We start from the raw sequence: 20,429 nt of genomic DNA, 5'->3' as shown, positions 1-20,429 counted from the left end.
GAAAAAAACCCTTGCATTTTTCGACGATAACGGCTATAATGATCCTTGGCCTTGATAAATATCGGGTTTGGGTATCCATTATCGTTGATTGTCACAACTTAGGTCTGGCGGTATTAGCGGAGAGGACACACCTGTTCCCATGCCGAACACAGCCGTTAAGCTCTCCAGCGCCGATGGTAGTCGGGGCCTTGCCCCCGCGAGAGTAGGACACCGCCAGGCAAACTGAAAAGTCAGTGTATCGAATATTTTCGAATACGCTGGCTTTTTTTATTTAGTAAATCATTGACCTTAAAAAGACCGTTAACGAAATCGGTAAACTTGCGCAGTTCTGCGGAAAGTTGCGCATTCAAGGATCAAGTCGCGCAATAATCGGTTAATTCGCGCAGCTTTGGATGAAGGTCACGCAGTTCAGAGCGAAAGTCGCGCGATAATAGGGTGAGGTTGCGCAGTTCGAGGCGAAACTCGCGCGATAACCACACAACTCGTGCGGTCATGGGGTAAGGTCGCGCAACTCAAAGCAAAATTCGAGCGACTATGATGAAAACTCACGCAGCTCAATCCACGCTATCCATAAAAAGCGCACCTATAGCTGATAGGTGCGCGAAAATAAATAATGGGAATCGATCCAGTTAAAACGGCTGACTTTTATTCATTTGAGAAACGACGGGAATCATTTGCTGCATGGCTTGTCCGAAATTACGATTGCTTCTCGTCATGCTATAATAAGTTGCCGCTCCAACACCGACCGATGCAACTAGGGGAAGCCACATATTATTGTTCTGCTGCATGATTGTTCCTTCCTTTCTGTTGGTTAAAAGTCCCCTTACATACTTAGTATGGTTGAAATAACAGAAAAGATGCCCGGAATCAACTGCCAAGAGAGGAAGCTTCCAATGCGGCATTCATCCCTGCGATACGTCCGGTTACCAAGGCGGATGTAATGTTATAACCGCCTGTATATCCGTGGATGTCGAGGATCTCACCACAAAAATACAGTCCATGCATAATTTTGGATTGCATCGTGTTGGGTACGATTTCTTTTATGGAGATACCGCCGCCGGTTACAAATGCTTTACGAAGTGGAAGAGAGCCATGAACATCAAAACGAAATTTCTTCAAATGCTGAACAAGGCTGCGAATCACATTATGAGCGACGCCAGCTGCTTTCTGATCACCGTCCACGTTATTTTGAGCAAGCATATGATCCAGCAGTTTTTCAGGGATCACATGTTTCAAAACATTTCGAATGGATTTTTTAGGGTTGTTTGTTATCGCTGTTATCATGGACTGGAATAATTGCTGTTCGGACTCATCAGGGAACACATCAAGCTGCATGGGAACAGCTTCCCGTCCTTTCATCAGCTCTTTGACAACGAATTGAGAACACCGCAGGACAGCTGGACCGGAAATACCAAAATGGGTGAAGATCATGTCCAGCTGGTGGGTGATCATTGGTTTATGTTTTTTATTCAGTACAGACAGTGCGACATTTCGTAATGACAATCCTTGTAAGTGTTTTTGCTTGATGAATGGTTCGTCTGAGGTTAAGGCTACTTCGGTCGGATAAAGTTCCGTCACTGTATGACCAGCTTTTTTTGCCCATTCATAGCCATCTCCGGTTGACCCGGTGTGGGGGACAGCTTTTCCACCCACAGCGATAATTACTGATGATGCCTGGATTTTTTCACCGGATTCAAGGATAATCGTATGTTCCTGCTCCCCGTAGTGAATGGCTTTCACCGGGGTGTTCATGCGAATGTCAATATTTTGTTCGCTGAGTTTGTTGATGAGTGCATTGACCACGGATTTGGCTGAATTAGATACAGGGAACATGCGTCCATTGTCTTCTTCCTTTAGATGGACACCCATATTCTCAAAGTAATCAATGATATCGTAATTATTGAAAACGGCAAAGGGACTGTACAGAAATTTTCCATTACCTGGGATGTGTCGAATCACTTCTTCTTCGGGAAGTCGATTCGTCACGTTGCAGCGTCCCCCGCCAGAGATGGCCAATTTGGTCCCCAGTTTTTTTCCTTTTTCAATTAAAATTGCTTTGGATCCGTGCTCGGCGGCAGCTATTGACGCCATTAATCCGGATGGTCCGCCACCGATGACTGCTGTATCGTAAGACAATAGGCTTCATTCCTTTCGTTGGCATTTTAGCACGGATTACGGCAAAAAACGACTGGATGTACATAAATTTATCTTTGGTATTATTCCACATTTGCAGGCTAATAAAGACCATTCCCAAAATGATATTCTCTTTATAATGATTTTTGTATGATGTATGCTAAAATAGCGAATGTGTAACTTATACGTGATGCAGGTGAAAACATGTCAAATATTATTAAAGGAACAATGATGCTTACCAGTGCAACATTTTTATCGAAATTATTAGGAATGATTTACGTTATTCCGTTTAATGCGCTCGTTGGGAAATCTGGTGGGACATTGTTCCAGTTTGCCTATACGCCTTATACGATTTTAATCAGTTTCTCGACCATCGGTGTACCAATGGCTGTTTCCAAATTTGTTTCAAAATATAATGCGCTTGGTGATTATGAAACAGGCATGCGTATGTTCAAAGCAGGCATGATGTTAATGGCGGCAACGGGTATCATTGCTTTTCTCATCATGTTTTCCAGTGCTAATCTTTTGGCTGAGCAAATGATTACCAATGAAAAGGAAGGAAGCATAGCTGCATCGGATGTCGCTATGGTGATCCGGATGGTAAGTATAGCGCTGTTGGTTATACCGTCCATGAGCATTGTTCGCGGATTTTTCCAAGGGTATGAATCCATGGAGCCAACAGCAGTTTCGCAAGTTGTGGAACAAATTATCCGGATTGGTTTTATTCTAAGCGCTGCATTTGTTATTACGGTGCTGCTCGACGGATCCAAGATTACTGCGGTGGGATTTTCCGCTTTTGCGGCATTCATCGGTGCGCTGGCCTCTAGTGCTGTTCTGTGGTGGTTTTGGCGGCGACGCAAAACACAAATATACGCCCAAATAAATAAACAAAACTACACGTATGATTTGTCGATGAAAAGGTTATTTGCCGAATTGTTTCGCTATGCTGGTCCGTTTGTCGTAGTTGGTGTTGCTGTTCCAATGTATCAATTGATTGACCAGTTCACATTTGAGCGGGCAATGACAGCTATTGGCAAAAAGGACCTGTTTGAAACAGCGAATGCGGCTATCAATTTTTACGGTCATAAACTGGTTATTATTCCGGTAACGATTGCGACCGGCCTGTCTTTGGCTATTATTCCAGCATTGACGAAAACATTCACACAAAAAGACCGGGCTTTAATGAATCAGCAAATCCATCAGGCATTACAAATTGTACTTGTTCTCGTTGTTCCGGCTGTTGCCGGCTTATCAATGTTGTCTGACGTTGCATATGGTTCGTTGTATGGCATGGATCAAATTGGGTATACCGGCAGCTTGCTTGGTTGGTATGCACCGGTCGGGTTATTGTTTGCCCTGTTCACCGTTACATCGTCCATCCTGCAGGGAATTAATGAACAACGATTTGCTATTATCAGTTTAGCCGGGGGTTTGTTGGTCAAAATGCTTTTAAATATCCAGCTGATTCATATGTTTGGTGCCAAAGGTGTGATCTTAGGCACGATGCTGGCTACAGGTACAGCGGTTGCTCTGAATTTATGGCGCATTCGCAAGGCTATTCGATTTCCGTTCAGACAGACCTATAAACGTTTTTTGCTTATTGGTATTTTCACCGCCATGATGTGCTTGGTTATTTGGATTGTCAAAGCGGTATTCGGAATGTTTTTGGCGTATGAAACGAAGCAGTTATCGGCTGTCATTGTACTTATTGCAGGTGTTGGCATCGGAGGCGGTATCTATCTTTGGTTCAGTTATCAGTCCACTTTGCTTGAACGGGTGCTGGGAGATCGTGTGAAGGTACTCGACCATTTATTTCGCAAATGAAGGAGGCTATCGAAATGCGCCTGGATAAATTGTTGGCAAACATGGGCTATGGAAGTCGAAAAGATGTGAAAGCACTGATTAAGAAAAAACAGGTGACCATTAATGGGAGAGCAGTCAAGAACACAGCACAGCAGTTAAATCCTGAAAAAGATACAACTGCTGTGAATGGAGAACCGATCATCTACCGGAAGTATGTTTATATTATGATGAATAAACCATCAGGCTATGTTTCAGCAACGGTGGATAATCGAGATCAAACGGTTGTTGACCTGTTGCCTGATGATTATTATGTTTTTGCTCCTTTTCCTGTCGGCAGACTCGATAAGGATACAGAGGGGTTGTTGCTTATAACGAATGACGGAGATTTGGCCCACAGGCTCACGTCTCCCCGAAAAAATATAGAAAAAACGTATTACGTAACAATTAGTGGGCCCGTGACCGAGGAAGATAAGCAGATGTTTGCCGATGGAATAACTTTGGAGGATGGCTATCAAACCAAACCGGCCGCGTTGACCATTCTGAGGACAGGGGGAACATCGGAAGCCGAAATAACGATCACGGAGGGAAAATATCACCAAATCAAACGAATGGTCGCAGCGGCCGGAAAAAAAGTGCTTTTTTTAAAACGGATCCGAATGGGGCCTTTAACATTGGATCCGGCTTTGGAATCCGGTAGCTTCCGTGAATTAACAGCAGGTGAAGTAGAAAAGTTGCAAAATGAAAATTGAAGCCGATAAGAGATATGTCAGCTAAAGACGGCTGGATATTCGAAACAGAACGCTCAGCCGAATAACACCCGCTGCTGGAAGGATACAATCGCTGAAATCGACTCAGGATATATGGACAGGTTTATCTGTTATTGTCCATTTACCGCGCACAGGACTTTCAACAAGTCCATTATGGGTTAAAATGTGTAAATCCCGTTGCACGGTCCGATCCGTCGTCCCAAATTCGTCGGCAATGTCACTGGTGGAAACAGTCCCTTTTTCTCTGATATAAAGGTAGACAGCTTTCACTCTTGTCAGCATACGCGATGTTGTTTGATTCAAAAAACCACTCCCTAATGAATGTCATTATCTCGTGGTGCTCGTGAATCGTTCTTGTTTACATTTTACACTTAATTTGGTAAAGACTAAAGTGAAAAGTAATTGTGTTGCGAAAACTTTTTCATTTTTAATAAAGTATACGATACATAATAGAAAAAAATGAGGGCTAATTATGAATTTATCTCATTATTTTATAGCCATTCCTCTATCAGAGCAGTGGAAGCAGTGGTTGGCTGTAAGACAGTCTGAGATCAAGAGACAACTACCGTATAAACAGTGGACACACCGTGACGATCTGCATGTGACCATGAAATTTCTCGGTCCCGTTGCCGACAGCGATCTTGATATGCTTCTGGAACAGTTACACGGGCTCGAAACAATATTTGCATTTCATGTTCATGCCGGGGAATTGGGAACATTCGGAAACCCTTCTGCACCGCGCGTGTTATGGACTGGTGTGGAAAAAACACCCGATTTGATTAACCTGCATCAGTGTGTGGAAGCAGCGGCCGCTGATGCGGGGTTCCAACCGGAAAAACGACCATTTAAGCCTCATATCACCCTGGCTAAGAAATGGAACGGGTCAAAAATGGACATGAAGCCGTGGCAAGAACGTTATAGTACGCAGCATGTGTTCACAGTTGACCAAGTGACTGTTTATCGCATTTTTCCGGCCCAGCTGCCTAAGTATCAATCGATCCGTACGTTTGATTTGCTAAAGGGTAACCATTAAGGGGGCAATTGATCAAGCAGCTAGACAACATCCGTGAAGCGTTCGAAATGAAAAAATGATGAATGTATGTGACACAGGGAAATAGGAAAAACTTCTTGGCGAAATGGGAATTTTGCTTGAAAATGCCCGGCATTTCCGATAATCTATTTTCATGTGTCTGTTTATGATTACAAACTTTGAATGATTTGAGGTATGTGCGGTGAATTGGCTTCAACAAGCAGTAGGAAAAGAATGGAATATTCATCCTGCCGGTGGACTGACAGGTGATGCGTATGTAGCGAAAAAAAATGAACAGCGTCTTTTCCTGAAGCGAAATTCCTCTCCATTTCTTGCTGTTCTGTCAGCCGTAGGGATTGTTCCCAAGCTTGTATGGACAAAACGCATGGAAAACGGGGATGTCATTACGGCTCAAGAATGGCTGGAGGGCCGGGAACTACATCCGGAAGAAATGCAGCATTACCGAGTTGCCGCGCTGTTGGCCAAAATCCACCAGTCGTCCGAGTTATTGCACATGCTCATGCGACTCGGCAAAAAACCGGCGACAGCAGATGACCGTTTTACAGAAATGATTGGGTACTTAAAAACAAATGGACTCATTGATTTGCATAAAGAAATCCGTGAGTCCATTGAGTATTTGCATCGTCTTTTGCCTGTCACGCGTAACCAACAGAAAGTTGTCTGTCATTGTGATTTGAATCATCATAATATGATTTGGACCAAGCAGGATCAGCTGTACCTTGTGGATTGGGATAATGCCATGATCGCGGATCCGGCGATGGATTATGGGTTTATATTAAAATGGTATATACCACGGGAAAACTGGAATGATTGGCTTTATCGATATGGCATCACGCATGATAATCAGTTGATTGAACGCATTCACTGGTATTTGATAATGGATTCGCTGTATTATTTAAACTGGCATTATGAACGGAATGAAATCCGGAAAGCGCATGAACGCTTGTCTGATCTGCGTGATTTGAACCATCATGTCAGAACCATTATTTTAGACTGATTCCGCTGATGGCGTTCACCCAACGATCGATATTTTCCTTGTTGGCATGGACGTGTTCTTCGTCATTATGGGCATTTTCACCTTGCCGGCCGTAGTTGTAAATCTCCGGTAAAAATTGAAGGAGCTGTTCGTCTGAGATACAATTATCAGCCATCATCGACTGAACCAGCCGTTTAATTTGTTGATACTCAGATATAGCGCCACAGCAATCCTCTGTTTGTTCTGTCAAAATGTCATGAAGAAGCTGCAATTGATTGTTTACCGTCAACGTCATTGGAATTCACCTCAACATACAGTATGGACAAATTTGGGATATTTATGCTTAGGAATAAAGGGAGGTGCATATGGAATGAGGCAACGCCATCGAGCTTGGGCGGATGACTTTCTGAGGAATAACACGAATTTGGTTATCCCAGAACCGGAAAAACAAAAAGGCCATTGGAGAGAGTTGTTTGCCCGGGACCTGCCTATTCATTTAGAAATCGGAACAGGGAAGGGTCAGTTTATCAATGGCATGGCTGAGCGCCATCCGGATGTTAATTTTATTGGCATTGAACTGGCGAAAAGCATTATCGTCATGGCGGGTTCCAAAATAAAAAATTCCGGTCGGACAAACGCTCTTTTAATCCATGCGGATGCATCTGACTTAACAGAATTATTCGCTGAAAATGAGATTGCTTCTATTTATTTGAATTTTTCCGATCCATGGCCAAAAAAACGCCATGCGAAGAGACGGCTGACGTTTCATACATTTTTACAACAATATCAACACATTTTGCAGCCCGGCGGGGAAATGACTTTGAAAACGGATAACCAAGGGCTGTTTGAATATTCCCTTGTCAGCTTCTCTTCGTTTGGACTCGAACTGAAAGACGTGTTTCTCGACCTGCACGATGCCAATGACCCGGAAAATGTTATGACCGAATACGAAGAGAAATTTGCTGCACAAGGCCAACCCATCTACTGCTGCCGCGCTCAATTTACATAACTTTTCTATCAAAGTTTATTGTTGCAATGGTTCTTATCGTTGACATAGTAAGCGGTATTCAAGAAAATGTTTAATCCGTGGGCATTTTAATTCCCACGGATGGGTTGTGGAGAACATTATTAATTGATGACGTTCTATTTCTCGCCTTTACGCCACTGATTGGTCCACATTCAGAGGCAAAACTATTATTCATTGGTTCATGCGTGATAAACTGACGATAGAGGTAAAGGAGGAGTTATATGGAATCATTGCAAATTGGGCGGGCTGAATTGACGTGGTTGAACGGCGGTGTTAACTTCCTTGACGGCGGGGCCATGTTTGGTGTTGTTCCGAAAGCACTTTGGGGAAAAAAGTACCCCTATAATGAGAAAAATCAGATTGAATTGCGGACAGATCCGATTCTCCTGCAGATTGATGGGAAAAATTATATCATTGATTCGGGAATGGGCAACGGAAAATTAACGGACAAACAAATTCGCAATTTTGGTGTCCGTGAAGAGTCATACATTGATCAGTCATTGGCTGAATTAGAGCTGTCAACCGATGATATCGATGCGATGTTGATGACGCATTTGCATTTTGATCATGCTTGCGGGCTTACGAAACCAACAGATAACGGCTATGAATCTGTTTTTAAAAATGCTGATATCTATGTTTCCCGGGTGGAATGGGATGAAATGCGCAACCCTAATATTCGATCGGCCAACACATATTGGGAGATGAACTGGAAATCTATACAGGGGCAAGTACAGCCATTTGAACAGGAATGGACGGTGACAGACGGTTTGAAGATGATTCACACGGGCGGTCACAGCGACGGTCATTCTATATTGCTGTTTGAAGATGGGGGCGAAACGTGGATTCATATGGCGGATATCATGCCGACGAACGCACATCAGAATAAACTGTGGGCGCTTGCTTATGATGATTACCCGGTAACGTCCGTTCACCAAAAAGAAAAGTGGATGGACTACGGGTATAAAAACCAAGCATGGTATACCTTTTATCATGATGCTTATTTCCGGGCCATTCAATTTAATGAATCCGGTAATAGGGTGAAGGCAGTGGAACGACAACGGCATGACTATGAGTGAGATGATCCAACCAACCGTCTGCTTACGAGTTCCACAGGGGATCGGTTCATGATGTTACCCTATTTTCCGACACCTGCCTAAACGGGAAAAAGCCATCTGCATGGCAAATGGCTTTTTCATAACGTTATGTCGTCTCAACAGCGTCGATGACGACTCCTGAGTCCGCATCAATGTAGAACTCATACTGTTTGTGTTCTCCATCAATGGTCCGGGTGATACCACCGCGGTAAGCGTTATACAGAAGATCGTGTTTTTCATATTGTTCCGGTTTCATGTAAATCCATGAACCACTGATGGGTCCTTGTTGTTTAAAAGTTTCTTTTGCTTTCTTAAGTGCTTTCTCCGGTGTCACTGTCTGGTAGCGATCCAGCTGCTGTTTTACCGTGTATCCTGCCGCAATGCCAGCAACAGCCGCAATAACGATATTTCTTTTCTTCATGTAACTATCACCTCTGGAATTTTTCAAGTACTTTTTCAATATATTTTTAGTATAACGGAAAATAGGAAAAATAAAAACCAATAGAATAATGTCGGTGGAAAGACGATATCTCTTTCCGTTATACTTGTTTTACTACATACACGTACTGTATAAGGAGGAACCATTCATGAATCAAGAAACCAAGGATTTGTTCAAACGTCTGACTGAATTGCCAGGTGCTCCAGGAGATGAGAACGCTGTACGGTCATTTATGCGTGGCGAATTGGAAAAATATGCTGATGACGTCATCCAGGATAATCTGGGCGGTGTTTTTGGAGTCAGAAATGGCGGCGGTCCGCGGATAATGGTTGCCGGCCATATGGATGAAGTAGGTTTCATGGTTACCCAGATCACCCAAAATGGCATGATCCGCTTTCAAACGCTTGGCGGTTGGTGGAGCCAGGTGATGTTAGCGCAGCGTGTGCAAATCATGACCGATGAAGGACGAGTCACGGGTGTCATTGGTTCGACACCACCGCATAATTTGACTCCTGAACAAAAGAAAAAGCCAGTGGATCCCCAAGACATGCTGATAGACATTGGCGCTGATGACCGTGACGACGCTGAGACAATTGGTATCCGTCCCGGCCAGTCGGTTGTTCCGATTTGTCCATTTACACCGATGGCCAATGAAAAAAAGATTCTTGCCAAAGCGTGGGATAATCGGTACGGTTGTGGGCTATCAGTAGAGCTGATGAAAGAACTTCAAGGTCAGTCCATTCCGAATACCCTGTATTCCGGTGCAACGGTGCAGGAAGAGGTAGGATTGCGGGGTGCCAAAGTTGCCGCCAATATGATTCAGCCGGATCTTTTCTTCGCACTTGATGCCTCTCCTGCTAATGATATGACTGGTGATGGCGAGGCATTCGGTCAACTTGGTAAGGGGGCGTTATTGCGGATCTTTGACCGGACGATGATCACTCATCGCGGCATGCGGGAATTTATACTCGACACAGCAGAGTCCAGCGATATCCCGTATCAATATTTCCTATCACAGGGCGGAACGGATGCCGGAAGTGTTCACACCGCTAACGATGGCATTCCATCGGCCGTTGTTGGTATATGTTCCCGTTATATTCATACGTCATCCTCAATCATTCATGTGGACGATTACCAGGCGGCAAAAGACTTGCTGGTGAAATTAATTCAATCGACGGATCAAAACACGGTGGAAACCATTAAATCGAAATAAGGTGACATGATGAAGATTGCAGTTGGTTCAACAAATCCTGCTAAAATAGCGGCGGTTCAGGACGTTTTTTTCTCAGACAGCGTCGTGGCCAACAATGTTCCGTCATTGGTAAACAACCAGCCGTTTTCAGACGCGGAAACAAGACAGGGTGCTATCAACCGAGCATCCGAATGCATGAAAACGACGTCGTCTGCTGATGTCGGGATTGGATTGGAAGGTGGTGTCATGACTGTCGGTGGTGTGCTGCATTTGTGCAATTGGGGCGCGCTCGTCACTGCTGAACATACCGTTTTCACTGCCAGTGGAGCTCGGATTCCGTTGCCTGAACATATAAAGAATGAACTCACAGCCGGAAGAGAACTTGGTGATGTGATGGACAGCTATGCCCAGCGGCAGAACGTGCGTCATGAGGAAGGTGCCATAGGAATTTTCACCAATGAGCATATGGAACGCAAAGACATGTTTGTTCACGTTATCAGGCTGTTAAATGGTCAGTGGGACTATTGGAAGTGAGATACTTCTTTTCTAGAGAAGCTTACTGACCTATTGCCATAAAGCATTCAATTGCTTTTCCCACTTTTGTGTTAACACGGAGCTGGGACAAAAGATGTTTAGTAAAATAAAAATCCGAACTATAATCCAAAAAAGTCTGAATCGGTTCGGATTTTTCGTTTAGCGTAGGAAAAACACGAAGACTCCTGCGGGATGAAAAGCCTAGATAAGACCCCGCAGTGCGACGAGCACGAGGAGGCTTATCAGCGCCCGCGGAAAGCGTAGTGTTTTTCCGGAGCGGTGACTACGTCTTAACTATATTGTTCGTGTTTAGAAGTGAGTTGTTTAGTCTTGTCCCAGTCCCGTTTTTTAATCGTACAAATAGTCAAGAACCTTAAGAGCTTGATCGATCGTTTCTACGGTGACATTTGCTTTATTGGACAATTCTTTCAGCGGATGGACTAACGAATCAGGTCGCACAATAATGGTTGGTTTGTTCATGGTGATGGCAGTGCTGGCATCCATGGCCGTGTTCCACTGTTTATAGTTTTCTCCGAATAGAGCAATAACGATGTCCGCTTTCTGCATCATCACCTCTGTGCGAAAGTTATTAATGGCGGATGCTGCATCGTCTCTGTACATATTTCCCGGCTGTTTTCCCAATATGTCCTCACCGATATTGTCGGATCGTTCGTGATTGGTCTGTGGGGCAACAAACGTTAATGGGAGCTTTTTTTCCGCAGCCTTTGATTTCAGCTGTTCTCGCCAGTCATCGTGAATCTGGCCTGCCAGATAGACCATCAGTTCCAAGAAAATCGCCTCCTTTTATCCTATCTTCCTCCATCTTAACTGGTTTTCTGAACAATGCAATCAAAAGAGGGATTCATGGAAATTTATCACCTTGCCAAATTAAAAAATCGTAGTATCATAAGATGAGGATAAGAAATGGACTTGGAGGCAAAACATTGCGAACAGTATATGTAATCCTGATCATCATAGGAAGTGTTCTTCTGTTGACAGGGTGTAATTTCATGCAATCGGAAAAGGAAGCTGTCAAAAATGCAGGGGAGGAAGCGAAAGAGCTATTTCATGCGGATAGTGATATTGAGAATAATCAAAAATTGGATACATTATCCATGTATGTACCATCTGGTTTAAACGTTGTCAAAGAAGAGGAAAATAATATTATTTTAAAAGATGGCGATCAAACATATATTGTTTTTTATAATAAGCTTGAAGGATCAAAAAGCAAACAGAGTTATAATGCAGCAAAAGCGAAATCAGATGAGGCATTGCTTCTGGATTCCTTTAGCGATAAAAAGAAATTCGGCTATATTCGAATTATGCCTGCTAATGACGATGATCAATATGAACTGCAAACAGGCATTGGTGGCGTTAAAATAACAACTCACACGCCGAAAAGAACGCTTCAAAGCGATGCTGAATCCATGATGAAAATGGCACGATCCATAGCTTTGAGCAACAATCAAAGTGAGTAACTATTTTTTAACAAACGGTGGAGCAAGCATCTTTCTGTCTTTTTTATTTGAATGTATCGGGAATGATTGCCATCAGGACGATTGAATCAGACGGGAATCTTGGATATGATGGGAATGGCAATGGAGGTGGATGGAAATGAAAACATTGGAATCAATGGAACAATTTCAATATTATATTGATAGCAAACACGTTGTTGCTGTATTTTCTGCTGATTGGTGCCCGGACTGCCGTGTTATTGAACCAATATTACCGGAAATTGAAGAAACTTACACTGATTATACGTTTCTTTTAGTCGACCGCGATCGGTTTATCAATCTGTGCCAGACGTATGATGTTTTCGGCATACCAAGCTTTATCGCGTTTCGTAACGGTAAAGAAGCAGGCCGGTTTGTCAGTAAAGATCGAAAAACAAAAGAAGAAATCGAATCCTTTATGGAGGAAGTGAACGGATGAACGGAGGTGCTAGCAGATGGCAAAGATGACCAGCCTAAAGATGAAAAAAATGATGGAAGCACGCCTTGCGAAGCCGGAATTTCGTACGTCATACAATCGCGACAAGGATACCTTCCGCATTGAATGGCAAGATACAGGGCAAGGAATAACGATCACCCTTCCCAATGTTGTCTCTAAATATAATGAGCGTGGCGAGGCTGCTGTTGACGATCTTGAGGAACATGTTATCGAAGCATTAAAAATCATGCATGAAGAGCATGACTTGTCGGGCAAAGAAAAACAGATTTATCCTGTCATTCGTGCAACATCTTTCCCGACGGAAACCAATGCTGGCTCCACGCTTGTTTTTAGAGAGCATACGGCGGAGACGCGTGTTTTTTATGCGTTGGATCTCGGTAAATCTTATCGGCTCATTGATGAAGCCTTGCTGGAGGAAGAAAATTGGTCTTACAGCTGGATTGATGAAATAGCTTCATTTAATGTACGGTCGCTGGACAACGATTTCAAAAAGGATACGGTGGCCGAAAATGATTTTTATTTTGTTGCGAAGCAGGATGGCTATGATGCGAGCCGAATTTTAAATGAAGCATTTTTGGAAGAAATGCTGGCCGATGCCAAAGGGGAACTTGCGGTGGCTGTTCCGCATCAGGATGTGCTCATTTTGGCGGATATACAAAATAAGGCCGGTTACGATATACTGGCACAAATGACGATGAAATTTTTTGCAGAAGGTCGGATCCCTATCACATCATTGCCGTTTATTTATGAAGACAAAACATTGGAGCCTGTCTTCATACTGGCCAAAAACCGACCGGAAAAGAATGAAAAAGAATGATATACGAATGGGAGTTTTTTAGACCCAAAATGCTGCCTGATTTCATGAACAACCTGTGTCTTTTGAGGCAAGGGTTGTTTTTTTGTACTCCCATTCGAGACAAAATATTGTTAAACTAAACATAGTGCTATTTTGATAGAAATGAGTGAAAATATATGTGGGATCGATGGAAAAAGAAAATCAGCAGCCTTTTATTTGCGGAAAACGAAGATAAACATGATACAACTTCAGCGGAATGGGAAGAAAGCAAACAGGAACTCCACACGAAAATGACATACCAATACCCTGCTAGAAAGCCATTTCGCTTTCCTGTCATCCCTGATCATCCATCCAGAGAGGAACCGAATAACACAGAACGACCAGCATACACTCGAAAACAATCAAACGAAACGGATTCGACTCAACAGCAGTCTGAACCGTTAGCAGAGCAAGATAGGAAAATCTATAAGCCGGATAATAGCGAGCCATTTGAACCGAGTGATGTTCCCTCTCCTATTTTTGGGTTTCAGCAACGTGAACAACCGGAAGAAAAAGATATCGATATTCCAGCCTATCAGCGGAAACAGGATGGCTACCAGGAACCTGAATTCAAGACAGCGCAGTCGGAGAACAACATAGCTGAAGACAGAATGGATCAAGCAGCTGCAACCGTTGAGCCGTCTCTTCCTGAAGAAAAAGAAGAAGAAAAAGAAGAAGAAAAACCAAAACATGTTGAAGACAAGACTGAAAACGAGCAGCATGAACCGGTGCAACAACCACAACCACAACAGCGAAAAACGGACCGGAACAAAAGTCGTTCTGCAAATAAAAAAGATAAACAACAAACGAATCAGCAGACTTTACCATTTAATGTCATGATGTCAACCAATGATAAGAGGAAGTCCCAAAGTCGGCCAAAGCCACAACCTTCCCGTGCGTCTGAACCGAATAAGGAAGCAGAAAAAGCTAGCGTTGTGCCGTACTATTTACTTGATGATCCTGAGCCTGAAAGTGTGCAGGATGAACAATGGTTAACCAGCGAAAAGGAACTTCTTGAACAAACGCTAGATCATTTTCATATACGGGCAAAAGTCGTTCGCACCACCCAAGGGCCATCGGTGACACGATTTGAAATACAGCCGGAGCCGGGTGTTAAAGTAAGCAAAATCAAAAATTTGAGTGATGATTTAAAAATGAATATGGCAGCGAAAGATATTCGAATGGAAGCGCCTATTCCCGGGAAAAATACAATTGGTATTGAAATTCCCAACCAGCATGCTCAAAAAGTGGGACTGCAGGAAATTTTCGACTCAGAGCCTTTTCAATCAAGTAAGTCCCCTTTAACAGTTGCTCTTGGACAAAGCATTGAGGGCGCTGTAAAGGTTACGGACATTCAAAAAATGCCGCATGGAATGATAGCGGGGGCAACCGGATCGGGCAAAAGTGTTTGTATCAATTCCATTTTAATCAGCCTTTTATATAAAGCGCATCATGATGACGTGAAATTTTTAATGATTGATCCAAAAATGGTTGAATTAGCACCGTTCAATGGTATCCCGCATCTTATATCACCGGTGATTACGGACGTTAAAGCAGCGACAGCAGCCTTGAAATGGGCGGTCAATGAAATGGAGGAGCGCTATGATGCCTTTGTTCGGGAAGGCGTCCGGGATATGGAACGATTCAATAACAAAATGGCTCGCGAGCACCGCCAGGACGAACGAATACCGTTTATCGTTATCGTTATTGATGAGCTTGCTGACTTAATGATGGCCGCGCCACAGGATGTGGAGGATGCTATTAGCCGGATTGCTCAAAAAGCGCGAGCTTGTGGTATTCATTTGTTACTAGCCACACAGCGTCCGTCTGTTGATGTTATTACCGGTCTGATTAAGGCAAATATCCCTACACGAATCGCTTTCAGTGTATCGTCACAAGTCGATTCAAGAACCATTCTCGATAACGGCGGCGCTGAAAAGTTGCTCGGTAACGGAGACATGTTGTTCACCGAAAATGGAGCGGGTAAGAGTGTGCGTATCCAAGGTGCTTTTGTTTCTGATGATGAAATTGATCGGGTCACTGATTACGCAAGGTCCATTGCCGAACCGGTATATCAATTTGAACAGGAGCAGCTGTTGGCTCAGGTCACCAACGATGATGAAACGGATGATTTGCTTGATGATGTCATTGACTTTGTTGTGCAGAACAATAGTGCGAGTACATCACTGTTACAGCGGCATTTCAAAATTGGTTATAACCGAGCTGCAAGATTGATGGATGCTATGGAAAACCAGGGTATTATTGCACAACAAAACGGGAGCAAGCCGCGCGATGTATTGGTGACAGCTGACCAAATAGAAAGCTATTAATTCATTTGTATGTTTTCGTATGATTGATATATCATAGCGTGTATGAAATAGTATTGATGATAGCCGGCTCGTATTAGCAGTTTTAAATTTTGGCAGAAAAAATCAACAGAAAATTGGCAAGAAGAACATTCGTGGTCACTAATGTATATAATGTGGTAAAGCGACCAGTTCTTCAGGGAAACAGAAACCGGTTATGTTTATCATGTAATAAATGGTTTCCTCCCGCAAAGAGATACAGAATAATAGGAAACTGGAATTACAGTCAATTACATGGTCCATATTTCATTCTGAGAAACATTTTGCTATAATTGCTGAATAGCTGTCGGCTAGCGGTCAGCGTTGGTTATTACGGCATTTGTTTCAGACATATTTTTGGAGGTTCTTTTTATGACAACTTACCATTTTATTGGTATTAAGGGAACCGGAATGAGCGCTCTTGCCCATATTCTTTATGACTCCGGCGAGAAGGTACAGGGCTCTGATGTGGAAAAACGATTTTTTACACAAAAAGCACTTGAGGAAAAAAACATTCCAATCTTCCCTTTTTCAGAAACGAACATCAATGATGGCTGCATCGTCATCGCGGGTAATGCTTTTTCTGAAAATCATCCTGAAATATTGGAAGCACGTCGAAAAGGTTTGACGTTCTATCGTTATCATGAATTTTTAGGGGAGTGGTTGGAACAATTTTTAAGTATTGCTGTGACAGGTGCTCACGGGAAAACATCGACGACAGGTTTGCTAGCTCATGTTCTTGATGCATCCTTTCCGACGTCTTATTTAATCGGTGACGGAACTGGAAAAGGGCATGTGAACAGCAAATATTTTGTGTTTGAGGCATGTGAATACCGCCGTCATTTTCTCAGCTATAAACCAGATTATGCGATCATGACAAATATAGATTTTGACCATCCGGATTATTTTACGAGTATAGATGACGTTTTTCAAGCTTTCCAAATGATGGCTGATCAAGTGAAAAAGGGAATCATTGCATGCGGGGATGATAAACAGCTGCAACAGATACAAACCAAGGTGCCGGTTATCCATTATGGGTTCTCGGGCACAAATGATTTTCAGGCACAACATGTAACGGAAACAGCACAAGGCACAGCATTTGATGTATTTGTTCGTGATACGTATTATGACACGTTCGAAATCCCGATGTTTGGGAATCATAACGTTCTGAACGCATTGTCTGTCATTGCTATTTGTCATTATGAAGACATGAAGACCGAAACGATCAAACATCTTCAAAACTTCACGGGTGTCAAACGACGATTCACAGAAAAACAAATAGGCCATCAAATCCTTGTGGATGATTATGCCCATCATCCAAAAGAGATTACCGCTACTATCGATGCGGCCCGGAGGAAATTCCCAAATAAAGACATCACTGCTATTTTTCAACCGCACACATTCACTCGTACAAAAACGTTTTTGCAAGAATTCGCCGACAGCCTAAATCTGGCTGATCAAGTCTATTTATGCGATATTTTTGGATCCGCAAGGGAAGACAGCGGAAAACTCACCATTTATGATCTGCAGAAGCGTATTGATGGCAGCACTATCCTAAATTTGTACAATACAGATTTGCTTTCGTGTCAAGAAAACAGTGTTCTTCTTTTTATGGGAGCAGGGGATATCCAGAAGTTTCAAGAAGCGTATGAGAACTATCTCACGTCTTTTATGAGTGGCCAAATGAATGCTTGAAAAAAGTGCCTGTGTGAAGCAGGCCTTTTTAATTTTTGTAATAAATTTCAGCATATTTATCGAAATTGAAGAAAAAATTCGTTATAGTAAGAGTGAGTGGTTGTGTGGAATGATGGTACGACTGGTATGTTTAAATTATTGGATGAAGGGAATGGGTTATTAGATTCTTTTCTTTCCTGAACAGCCAGTGTCGTCAGTCTGGACGTAAATACCCGATCATGCATCCAACTGACTGCTGAATGGAAGGAGCTGATTACAAAATGGAATTATTGCTGTATATTGCTGTACTTATTGCTGCTGTTGCATTTGCAGTACTTGTCATCTACACAGTCATGACATTGAAATCCATGCAGCGTACCATGATGAATGCTACGCAGACATTGGAAAATCTGGAAAGTCAGATGGAGGGGGTCACAACAGAAACATCAGAACTGCTGGAAAAGACGAATAAACTGGCCGATGATGTTAATCAAAAATCGGAGAAGTTAAATGGTTTATTTGACAGTGCGCAAGGAATTGGAAAAACAGCCAGTGACCTTAACGGATCCCTGCAGAAATGGTCTGACAGTGTTTCCAAAGCAGCTGCCTATGATCAGGACAAGGCTTCGGAAGCATTAAAGTGGGGAAATGCCGTTGTGGATTTTTGGAGAAAGAAAAAGAATAAATAAAAAATGAAAGCCAAAGGAGGAGAAATAATTATGGGGAACAATGAAGAAGAAGGATTTAACGGGAATGAATTTGCTCTTGGTGCTATGATTGGTGCTATTGGGGGTGCTCTTACAGCACTTCTGCTCGCTCCGAAGTCCGGCAATGAACTTCGTGATGACATAAATTCCGGAGCGTCGGATCTAAAGGTTCGTGCTGGCGATTGGAAAGGTAAAGCATATGAAAAAGGAACAGAAATAAAAGATACAGCCGTCAACAAAGGATCTGAATGGAAAGATAAAGCCTATGAGAAAGGCGCTGAGTTGAAGGAAAAAGCAGTCGATTCCAAAACGAAATTGACAGAGAAAGCACAAGCGATGACATCATCAAAAGACGGGGAAAACCAAAACAATGATGATGCACAGAGTGAAACAGCTGCAACAGATGAAGGAACAGAGCATACATTAACGTAAACACCCATCACTCGGGAGTTAACACAAAATACTATATGTGCAAATAAACATAGGAAGGCCGGTGAATGGTTCCCGGCCTTCATTTTGTCGGAATAAAATAATAACTCTTTCGTTAAAGTGTTAAACCGTGATAAAAGTATGAAATTTAAATGAAGGGATGACAATGAAAAAGCTATGCTATATAATTGTCTCTAATTATTCCAATCTAAATTATTTTCAGATCAACCATATAGTAGGAGGGTAATATCATGAGTAATGATTTGGAACAGCTCCGACAGCAATTAGACAGCATAAATGGACAACTGTTGGAATTGATCAGCCAACGTGCTGAAATTGCTCAAGAAATTGGCGAAGTGAAAAATAAACAAAGTATCAACCGATTTGATCCGGTTAGGGAACGCAAAATGCTGGATGAACTCAAATCGAAAAATGAAGGTCCATTTGAAGACTCAACCATTGAACATATTTTTAAAGAAATATTCAAAGCAAGCCTTGAGTTGCAGGAAGATGATCATCGTAAAGCATTGCTTGTCTCCCGCAAGAAAAAACCTGAAAATACCGTAATTAATATAAGGGGAGAGCAAGTAGGCGATGGCAATCTGCACCATGTTATGGGGCCTTGCTCCGTTGAAAGCTATGACCAGGTAATGGACGTTGCCAAAGCAGTCAAACGTAAAGGAATTAATTTACTGCGTGGCGGCGCATTTAAACCGAGAACATCGCCATATGATTTCCAGGGACTCGGGATCGAAGGACTTCAAATCTTGAAAAAAGTTGCCGATGAAATGGACATGGCTGTGGTCAGTGAAATTGTCAATCCTGCAGATATTGAAAAGGCTGTTGACTACCTTGACGTTATTCAAATCGGTGCCAGAAACATGCAAAACTTCGAGTTGCTTAAAAAAGCCGGCGAAGTGAGCAAACCTGTTCTTCTGAAACGCGGTATGTCTGCGACCATTTCTGAGTTTTTGAATGCAGCGGAGTATATCATTTCAAAAGGGAACGGTAACATCATCCTTTGTGAACGTGGTATACGGACTTATGAAAAAGCAACACGAAATACACTGGATATTTCAGCCGTACCTATTTTGAAACAAGAAACACACTTGCCTGTTATGGTGGATGTGACCCATTCCACAGGCCGGCGCGATCTGTTGCTTCCGACGGCGAAAGCTGCTTTGGCCATTGGTGCTGACGGGGTTATGGCAGAGGTTCACCCGGATCCAGCGGTAGCCTTGTCTGATTCGGCACAACAAATTGACATTCCGACATTCGAACAATTTATAGATGAACTGCAGGCGTATGCCAAACGCTGAACCGACTAATCGTTTTGCAATAAAAAGATTCACGGAATGACGACATCTGTCCCTCAAATATGACAGATGTCGTTTTTATGGTGAAAAGGCCATGAATACGGGGTTCAGTCTTTAAATTTTTTGTGTTTTACGGTAATATAGCGTATCATATTAG

General features: G+C 42.8%; 22 protein-coding genes and 1 rRNA gene. 17 read left to right on the top strand and 6 right to left on the bottom strand.

The annotated features are described in order from the left end of the window. Nucleotides 1-103: 103 nt before the first annotated feature. A 5S ribosomal RNA gene (gene rrf / locus ABDZ72_RS01495) occupies nucleotides 104-219 on the top strand. Nucleotides 220-629: 410 nt separating this feature from the next. On the opposite strand, the gene ABDZ72_RS01490 is transcribed toward rrf, so the two are convergent. Both ABDZ72_RS01490 and ABDZ72_RS01485 read right to left on the bottom strand, forming a co-directional pair. Further along, the gene (locus ABDZ72_RS01490) at nucleotides 630-788 is read right to left on the bottom strand and encodes a hypothetical protein (RefSeq protein WP_343750689.1); all 159 of its coding nucleotides are present in this window, start codon (nucleotides 786-788) and stop codon (nucleotides 630-632) included. A gap of 79 nt (nucleotides 789-867) precedes the next feature. Continuing rightward, nucleotides 868-2,136: a BaiN/RdsA family NAD(P)/FAD-dependent oxidoreductase gene (locus ABDZ72_RS01485; RefSeq protein WP_343750688.1), complete on the bottom strand. Its 1,269-nt coding sequence runs from the start codon at nucleotides 2,134-2,136 to the stop codon at nucleotides 868-870. Nucleotides 2,137-2,337: 201 nt separating this feature from the next. Between ABDZ72_RS01485 and ABDZ72_RS01480 the strand changes: the two genes are divergently transcribed. Further along, nucleotides 2,338-3,957 (top strand): putative polysaccharide biosynthesis protein, encoded by a 1,620-nt coding sequence (locus ABDZ72_RS01480; RefSeq protein ID WP_343750687.1) that lies wholly within the window; start codon nucleotides 2,338-2,340, stop codon nucleotides 3,955-3,957. A gap of 14 nt (nucleotides 3,958-3,971) precedes the next feature. Continuing rightward, the gene (locus ABDZ72_RS01475) at nucleotides 3,972-4,685 is read left to right on the top strand and encodes a pseudouridine synthase (protein ID WP_343750686.1); all 714 of its coding nucleotides are present in this window, start codon (nucleotides 3,972-3,974) and stop codon (nucleotides 4,683-4,685) included. A gap of 102 nt (nucleotides 4,686-4,787) precedes the next feature. On the opposite strand, the gene ABDZ72_RS01470 is transcribed toward ABDZ72_RS01475, so the two are convergent. Continuing rightward, nucleotides 4,788-5,006, bottom strand: coding sequence for a DeoR family transcriptional regulator (locus ABDZ72_RS01470; protein WP_343750685.1), 219 nt, complete (start codon nucleotides 5,004-5,006; stop codon nucleotides 4,788-4,790). 169 nt (nucleotides 5,007-5,175) lie between these two features. Between ABDZ72_RS01470 and thpR the strand changes: the two genes are divergently transcribed. After that, complete coding sequence (gene thpR / locus ABDZ72_RS01465; RefSeq protein ID WP_343750684.1) at nucleotides 5,176-5,736, top strand: RNA 2',3'-cyclic phosphodiesterase; 561 nt, start codon at nucleotides 5,176-5,178, stop codon at nucleotides 5,734-5,736. A 199-nt stretch (nucleotides 5,737-5,935) separates the two neighbouring features. Beyond that, nucleotides 5,936-6,751, top strand: a complete 816-nt coding sequence (locus ABDZ72_RS01460) for a phosphotransferase (protein WP_343750683.1) — start codon at nucleotides 5,936-5,938, stop codon at nucleotides 6,749-6,751. Here the strand turns inward: ABDZ72_RS01460 and ABDZ72_RS01455 are convergent. Further along, the gene (locus tag ABDZ72_RS01455; RefSeq protein WP_343750681.1) at nucleotides 6,738-7,025 is read right to left on the bottom strand and encodes a YtzH-like family protein; all 288 of its coding nucleotides are present in this window, start codon (nucleotides 7,023-7,025) and stop codon (nucleotides 6,738-6,740) included. The two genes, ABDZ72_RS01460 and ABDZ72_RS01455, sit on opposite strands and share 14 nt — an antisense overlap. A gap of 75 nt (nucleotides 7,026-7,100) precedes the next feature. On the opposite strand from ABDZ72_RS01455, the gene trmB reads away from it, so the two are divergent. Both trmB and ABDZ72_RS01445 read left to right on the top strand, forming a co-directional pair. Further along, nucleotides 7,101-7,739, top strand: a complete 639-nt coding sequence (gene trmB, locus ABDZ72_RS01450) for a tRNA (guanosine(46)-N7)-methyltransferase TrmB (RefSeq protein WP_343750680.1) — start codon at nucleotides 7,101-7,103, stop codon at nucleotides 7,737-7,739. A gap of 239 nt (nucleotides 7,740-7,978) precedes the next feature. After that, nucleotides 7,979-8,833, top strand: a complete 855-nt coding sequence (locus ABDZ72_RS01445) for a YtnP family quorum-quenching lactonase (RefSeq protein WP_343750679.1) — start codon at nucleotides 7,979-7,981, stop codon at nucleotides 8,831-8,833. Nucleotides 8,834-8,957: 124 nt separating this feature from the next. Here the strand turns inward: ABDZ72_RS01445 and ABDZ72_RS01440 are convergent, their stop codons facing one another. Then, the gene (locus ABDZ72_RS01440) at nucleotides 8,958-9,272 is read right to left on the bottom strand and encodes a PepSY domain-containing protein (protein WP_343750677.1); all 315 of its coding nucleotides are present in this window, start codon (nucleotides 9,270-9,272) and stop codon (nucleotides 8,958-8,960) included. Between the two features lie 166 nt (nucleotides 9,273-9,438). On the opposite strand from ABDZ72_RS01440, the gene ABDZ72_RS01435 reads away from it, so the two are divergent. Further along, on the top strand, nucleotides 9,439-10,503 hold the full coding sequence (locus ABDZ72_RS01435; RefSeq protein ID WP_343750676.1) for a M42 family metallopeptidase: 1,065 nt from the start codon (nucleotides 9,439-9,441) through the stop codon (nucleotides 10,501-10,503). 6 nt (nucleotides 10,504-10,509) lie between these two features. Continuing rightward, complete coding sequence (locus ABDZ72_RS01430; RefSeq protein WP_343750675.1) at nucleotides 10,510-11,016, top strand: DUF84 family protein; 507 nt, start codon at nucleotides 10,510-10,512, stop codon at nucleotides 11,014-11,016. A 348-nt stretch (nucleotides 11,017-11,364) separates the two neighbouring features. On the opposite strand, the gene ABDZ72_RS01425 is transcribed toward ABDZ72_RS01430, so the two are convergent. Next, entirely contained in the window at nucleotides 11,365-11,805 is a 441-nt protein-coding gene (locus tag ABDZ72_RS01425) for a YtoQ family protein (protein WP_343750674.1), read from the bottom strand. A gap of 155 nt (nucleotides 11,806-11,960) precedes the next feature. Between ABDZ72_RS01425 and ABDZ72_RS01420 the strand changes: the two genes are divergently transcribed. The 8 genes from ABDZ72_RS01420 to ABDZ72_RS01385 all read left to right on the top strand — a co-directional run bounded on the left by ABDZ72_RS01420 (nucleotide 11,961) and on the right by ABDZ72_RS01385 (nucleotide 20,275). Then, entirely contained in the window at nucleotides 11,961-12,494 is a 534-nt protein-coding gene (locus tag ABDZ72_RS01420; protein ID WP_343750673.1) for a hypothetical protein, read from the top strand. A 136-nt stretch (nucleotides 12,495-12,630) separates the two neighbouring features. Continuing rightward, nucleotides 12,631-12,948, top strand: coding sequence for a thioredoxin family protein (locus tag ABDZ72_RS01415; protein ID WP_343750672.1), 318 nt, complete (start codon nucleotides 12,631-12,633; stop codon nucleotides 12,946-12,948). Nucleotides 12,949-12,964: 16 nt separating this feature from the next. After that, nucleotides 12,965-13,783 (top strand): DUF1444 domain-containing protein, encoded by an 819-nt coding sequence (locus tag ABDZ72_RS01410; protein WP_343750671.1) that lies wholly within the window; start codon nucleotides 12,965-12,967, stop codon nucleotides 13,781-13,783. Between the two features lie 155 nt (nucleotides 13,784-13,938). Beyond that, nucleotides 13,939-16,131: a DNA translocase FtsK gene (locus ABDZ72_RS01405; RefSeq protein ID WP_343750670.1), complete on the top strand. Its 2,193-nt coding sequence runs from the start codon at nucleotides 13,939-13,941 to the stop codon at nucleotides 16,129-16,131. Nucleotides 16,132-16,518: 387 nt separating this feature from the next. Beyond that, nucleotides 16,519-17,841, top strand: a complete 1,323-nt coding sequence (gene murC, locus ABDZ72_RS01400) for a UDP-N-acetylmuramate--L-alanine ligase (protein ID WP_343750669.1) — start codon at nucleotides 16,519-16,521, stop codon at nucleotides 17,839-17,841. Nucleotides 17,842-18,101: 260 nt separating this feature from the next. Continuing rightward, complete coding sequence (locus ABDZ72_RS01395) at nucleotides 18,102-18,509, top strand: DUF948 domain-containing protein (RefSeq protein WP_343750668.1); 408 nt, start codon at nucleotides 18,102-18,104, stop codon at nucleotides 18,507-18,509. 30 nt (nucleotides 18,510-18,539) lie between these two features. Beyond that, nucleotides 18,540-18,959 carry a YtxH domain-containing protein gene (locus ABDZ72_RS01390; protein WP_343750666.1) on the top strand — a complete coding sequence of 140 codons (420 nt, stop codon included), beginning with the start codon at nucleotides 18,540-18,542 and terminating at the stop codon, nucleotides 18,957-18,959. Nucleotides 18,960-19,207: 248 nt separating this feature from the next. Next, nucleotides 19,208-20,275 (top strand): bifunctional 3-deoxy-7-phosphoheptulonate synthase/chorismate mutase, encoded by a 1,068-nt coding sequence (locus ABDZ72_RS01385; RefSeq protein WP_343750665.1) that lies wholly within the window; start codon nucleotides 19,208-19,210, stop codon nucleotides 20,273-20,275. Nucleotides 20,276-20,429 lie beyond the last annotated feature (154 nt).

The organism is Lentibacillus halophilus (genome assembly GCF_039522485.1).
GTDB lineage: Bacteria > Bacillota > Bacilli > Bacillales > Amphibacillaceae > Lentibacillus > Lentibacillus halophilus.
Note: the sequence above shows the minus strand (reverse complement) of the source record. Positions and strands in the feature narration are given on the sequence as shown.

Bases quoted from the DNA above. Each gene is read 5' to 3' on its own strand.
- ABDZ72_RS01490 (WP_343750689.1), bottom strand. From the start codon at position 788: ATGCAGCAGAACAATAATATGTGGCTTCCCCTAGTTGCATCGGTCGGT.
- ABDZ72_RS01480 (WP_343750687.1), top strand. From the start codon at position 2,338: ATGTCAAATATTATTAAAGGAACAATGATGCTTACCAGTGCAACATTT.
- ABDZ72_RS01475 (WP_343750686.1), top strand. From the start codon at position 3,972: ATGCGCCTGGATAAATTGTTGGCAAACATGGGCTATGGAAGTCGAAAA.
- thpR (WP_343750684.1), top strand. From the start codon at position 5,176: ATGAATTTATCTCATTATTTTATAGCCATTCCTCTATCAGAGCAGTGG.
- ABDZ72_RS01455 (WP_343750681.1), bottom strand. From the start codon at position 7,025: ATGACGTTGACGGTAAACAATCAATTGCAGCTTCTTCATGACATTTTG.
- trmB (WP_343750680.1), top strand. From the start codon at position 7,101: ATGAGGCAACGCCATCGAGCTTGGGCGGATGACTTTCTGAGGAATAAC.
- ABDZ72_RS01445 (WP_343750679.1), top strand. From the start codon at position 7,979: ATGGAATCATTGCAAATTGGGCGGGCTGAATTGACGTGGTTGAACGGC.
- ABDZ72_RS01440 (WP_343750677.1), bottom strand. From the start codon at position 9,272: ATGAAGAAAAGAAATATCGTTATTGCGGCTGTTGCTGGCATTGCGGCA.
- ABDZ72_RS01435 (WP_343750676.1), top strand. From the start codon at position 9,439: ATGAATCAAGAAACCAAGGATTTGTTCAAACGTCTGACTGAATTGCCA.
- ABDZ72_RS01430 (WP_343750675.1), top strand. From the start codon at position 10,510: ATGATGAAGATTGCAGTTGGTTCAACAAATCCTGCTAAAATAGCGGCG.
- ABDZ72_RS01415 (WP_343750672.1), top strand. From the start codon at position 12,631: ATGAAAACATTGGAATCAATGGAACAATTTCAATATTATATTGATAGC.
- ABDZ72_RS01410 (WP_343750671.1), top strand. From the start codon at position 12,965: ATGGCAAAGATGACCAGCCTAAAGATGAAAAAAATGATGGAAGCACGC.
- ABDZ72_RS01405 (WP_343750670.1), top strand. From the start codon at position 13,939: ATGTGGGATCGATGGAAAAAGAAAATCAGCAGCCTTTTATTTGCGGAA.
- murC (WP_343750669.1), top strand. From the start codon at position 16,519: ATGACAACTTACCATTTTATTGGTATTAAGGGAACCGGAATGAGCGCT.
- ABDZ72_RS01395 (WP_343750668.1), top strand. From the start codon at position 18,102: ATGGAATTATTGCTGTATATTGCTGTACTTATTGCTGCTGTTGCATTT.
- ABDZ72_RS01390 (WP_343750666.1), top strand. From the start codon at position 18,540: ATGGGGAACAATGAAGAAGAAGGATTTAACGGGAATGAATTTGCTCTT.
- ABDZ72_RS01385 (WP_343750665.1), top strand. From the start codon at position 19,208: ATGAGTAATGATTTGGAACAGCTCCGACAGCAATTAGACAGCATAAAT.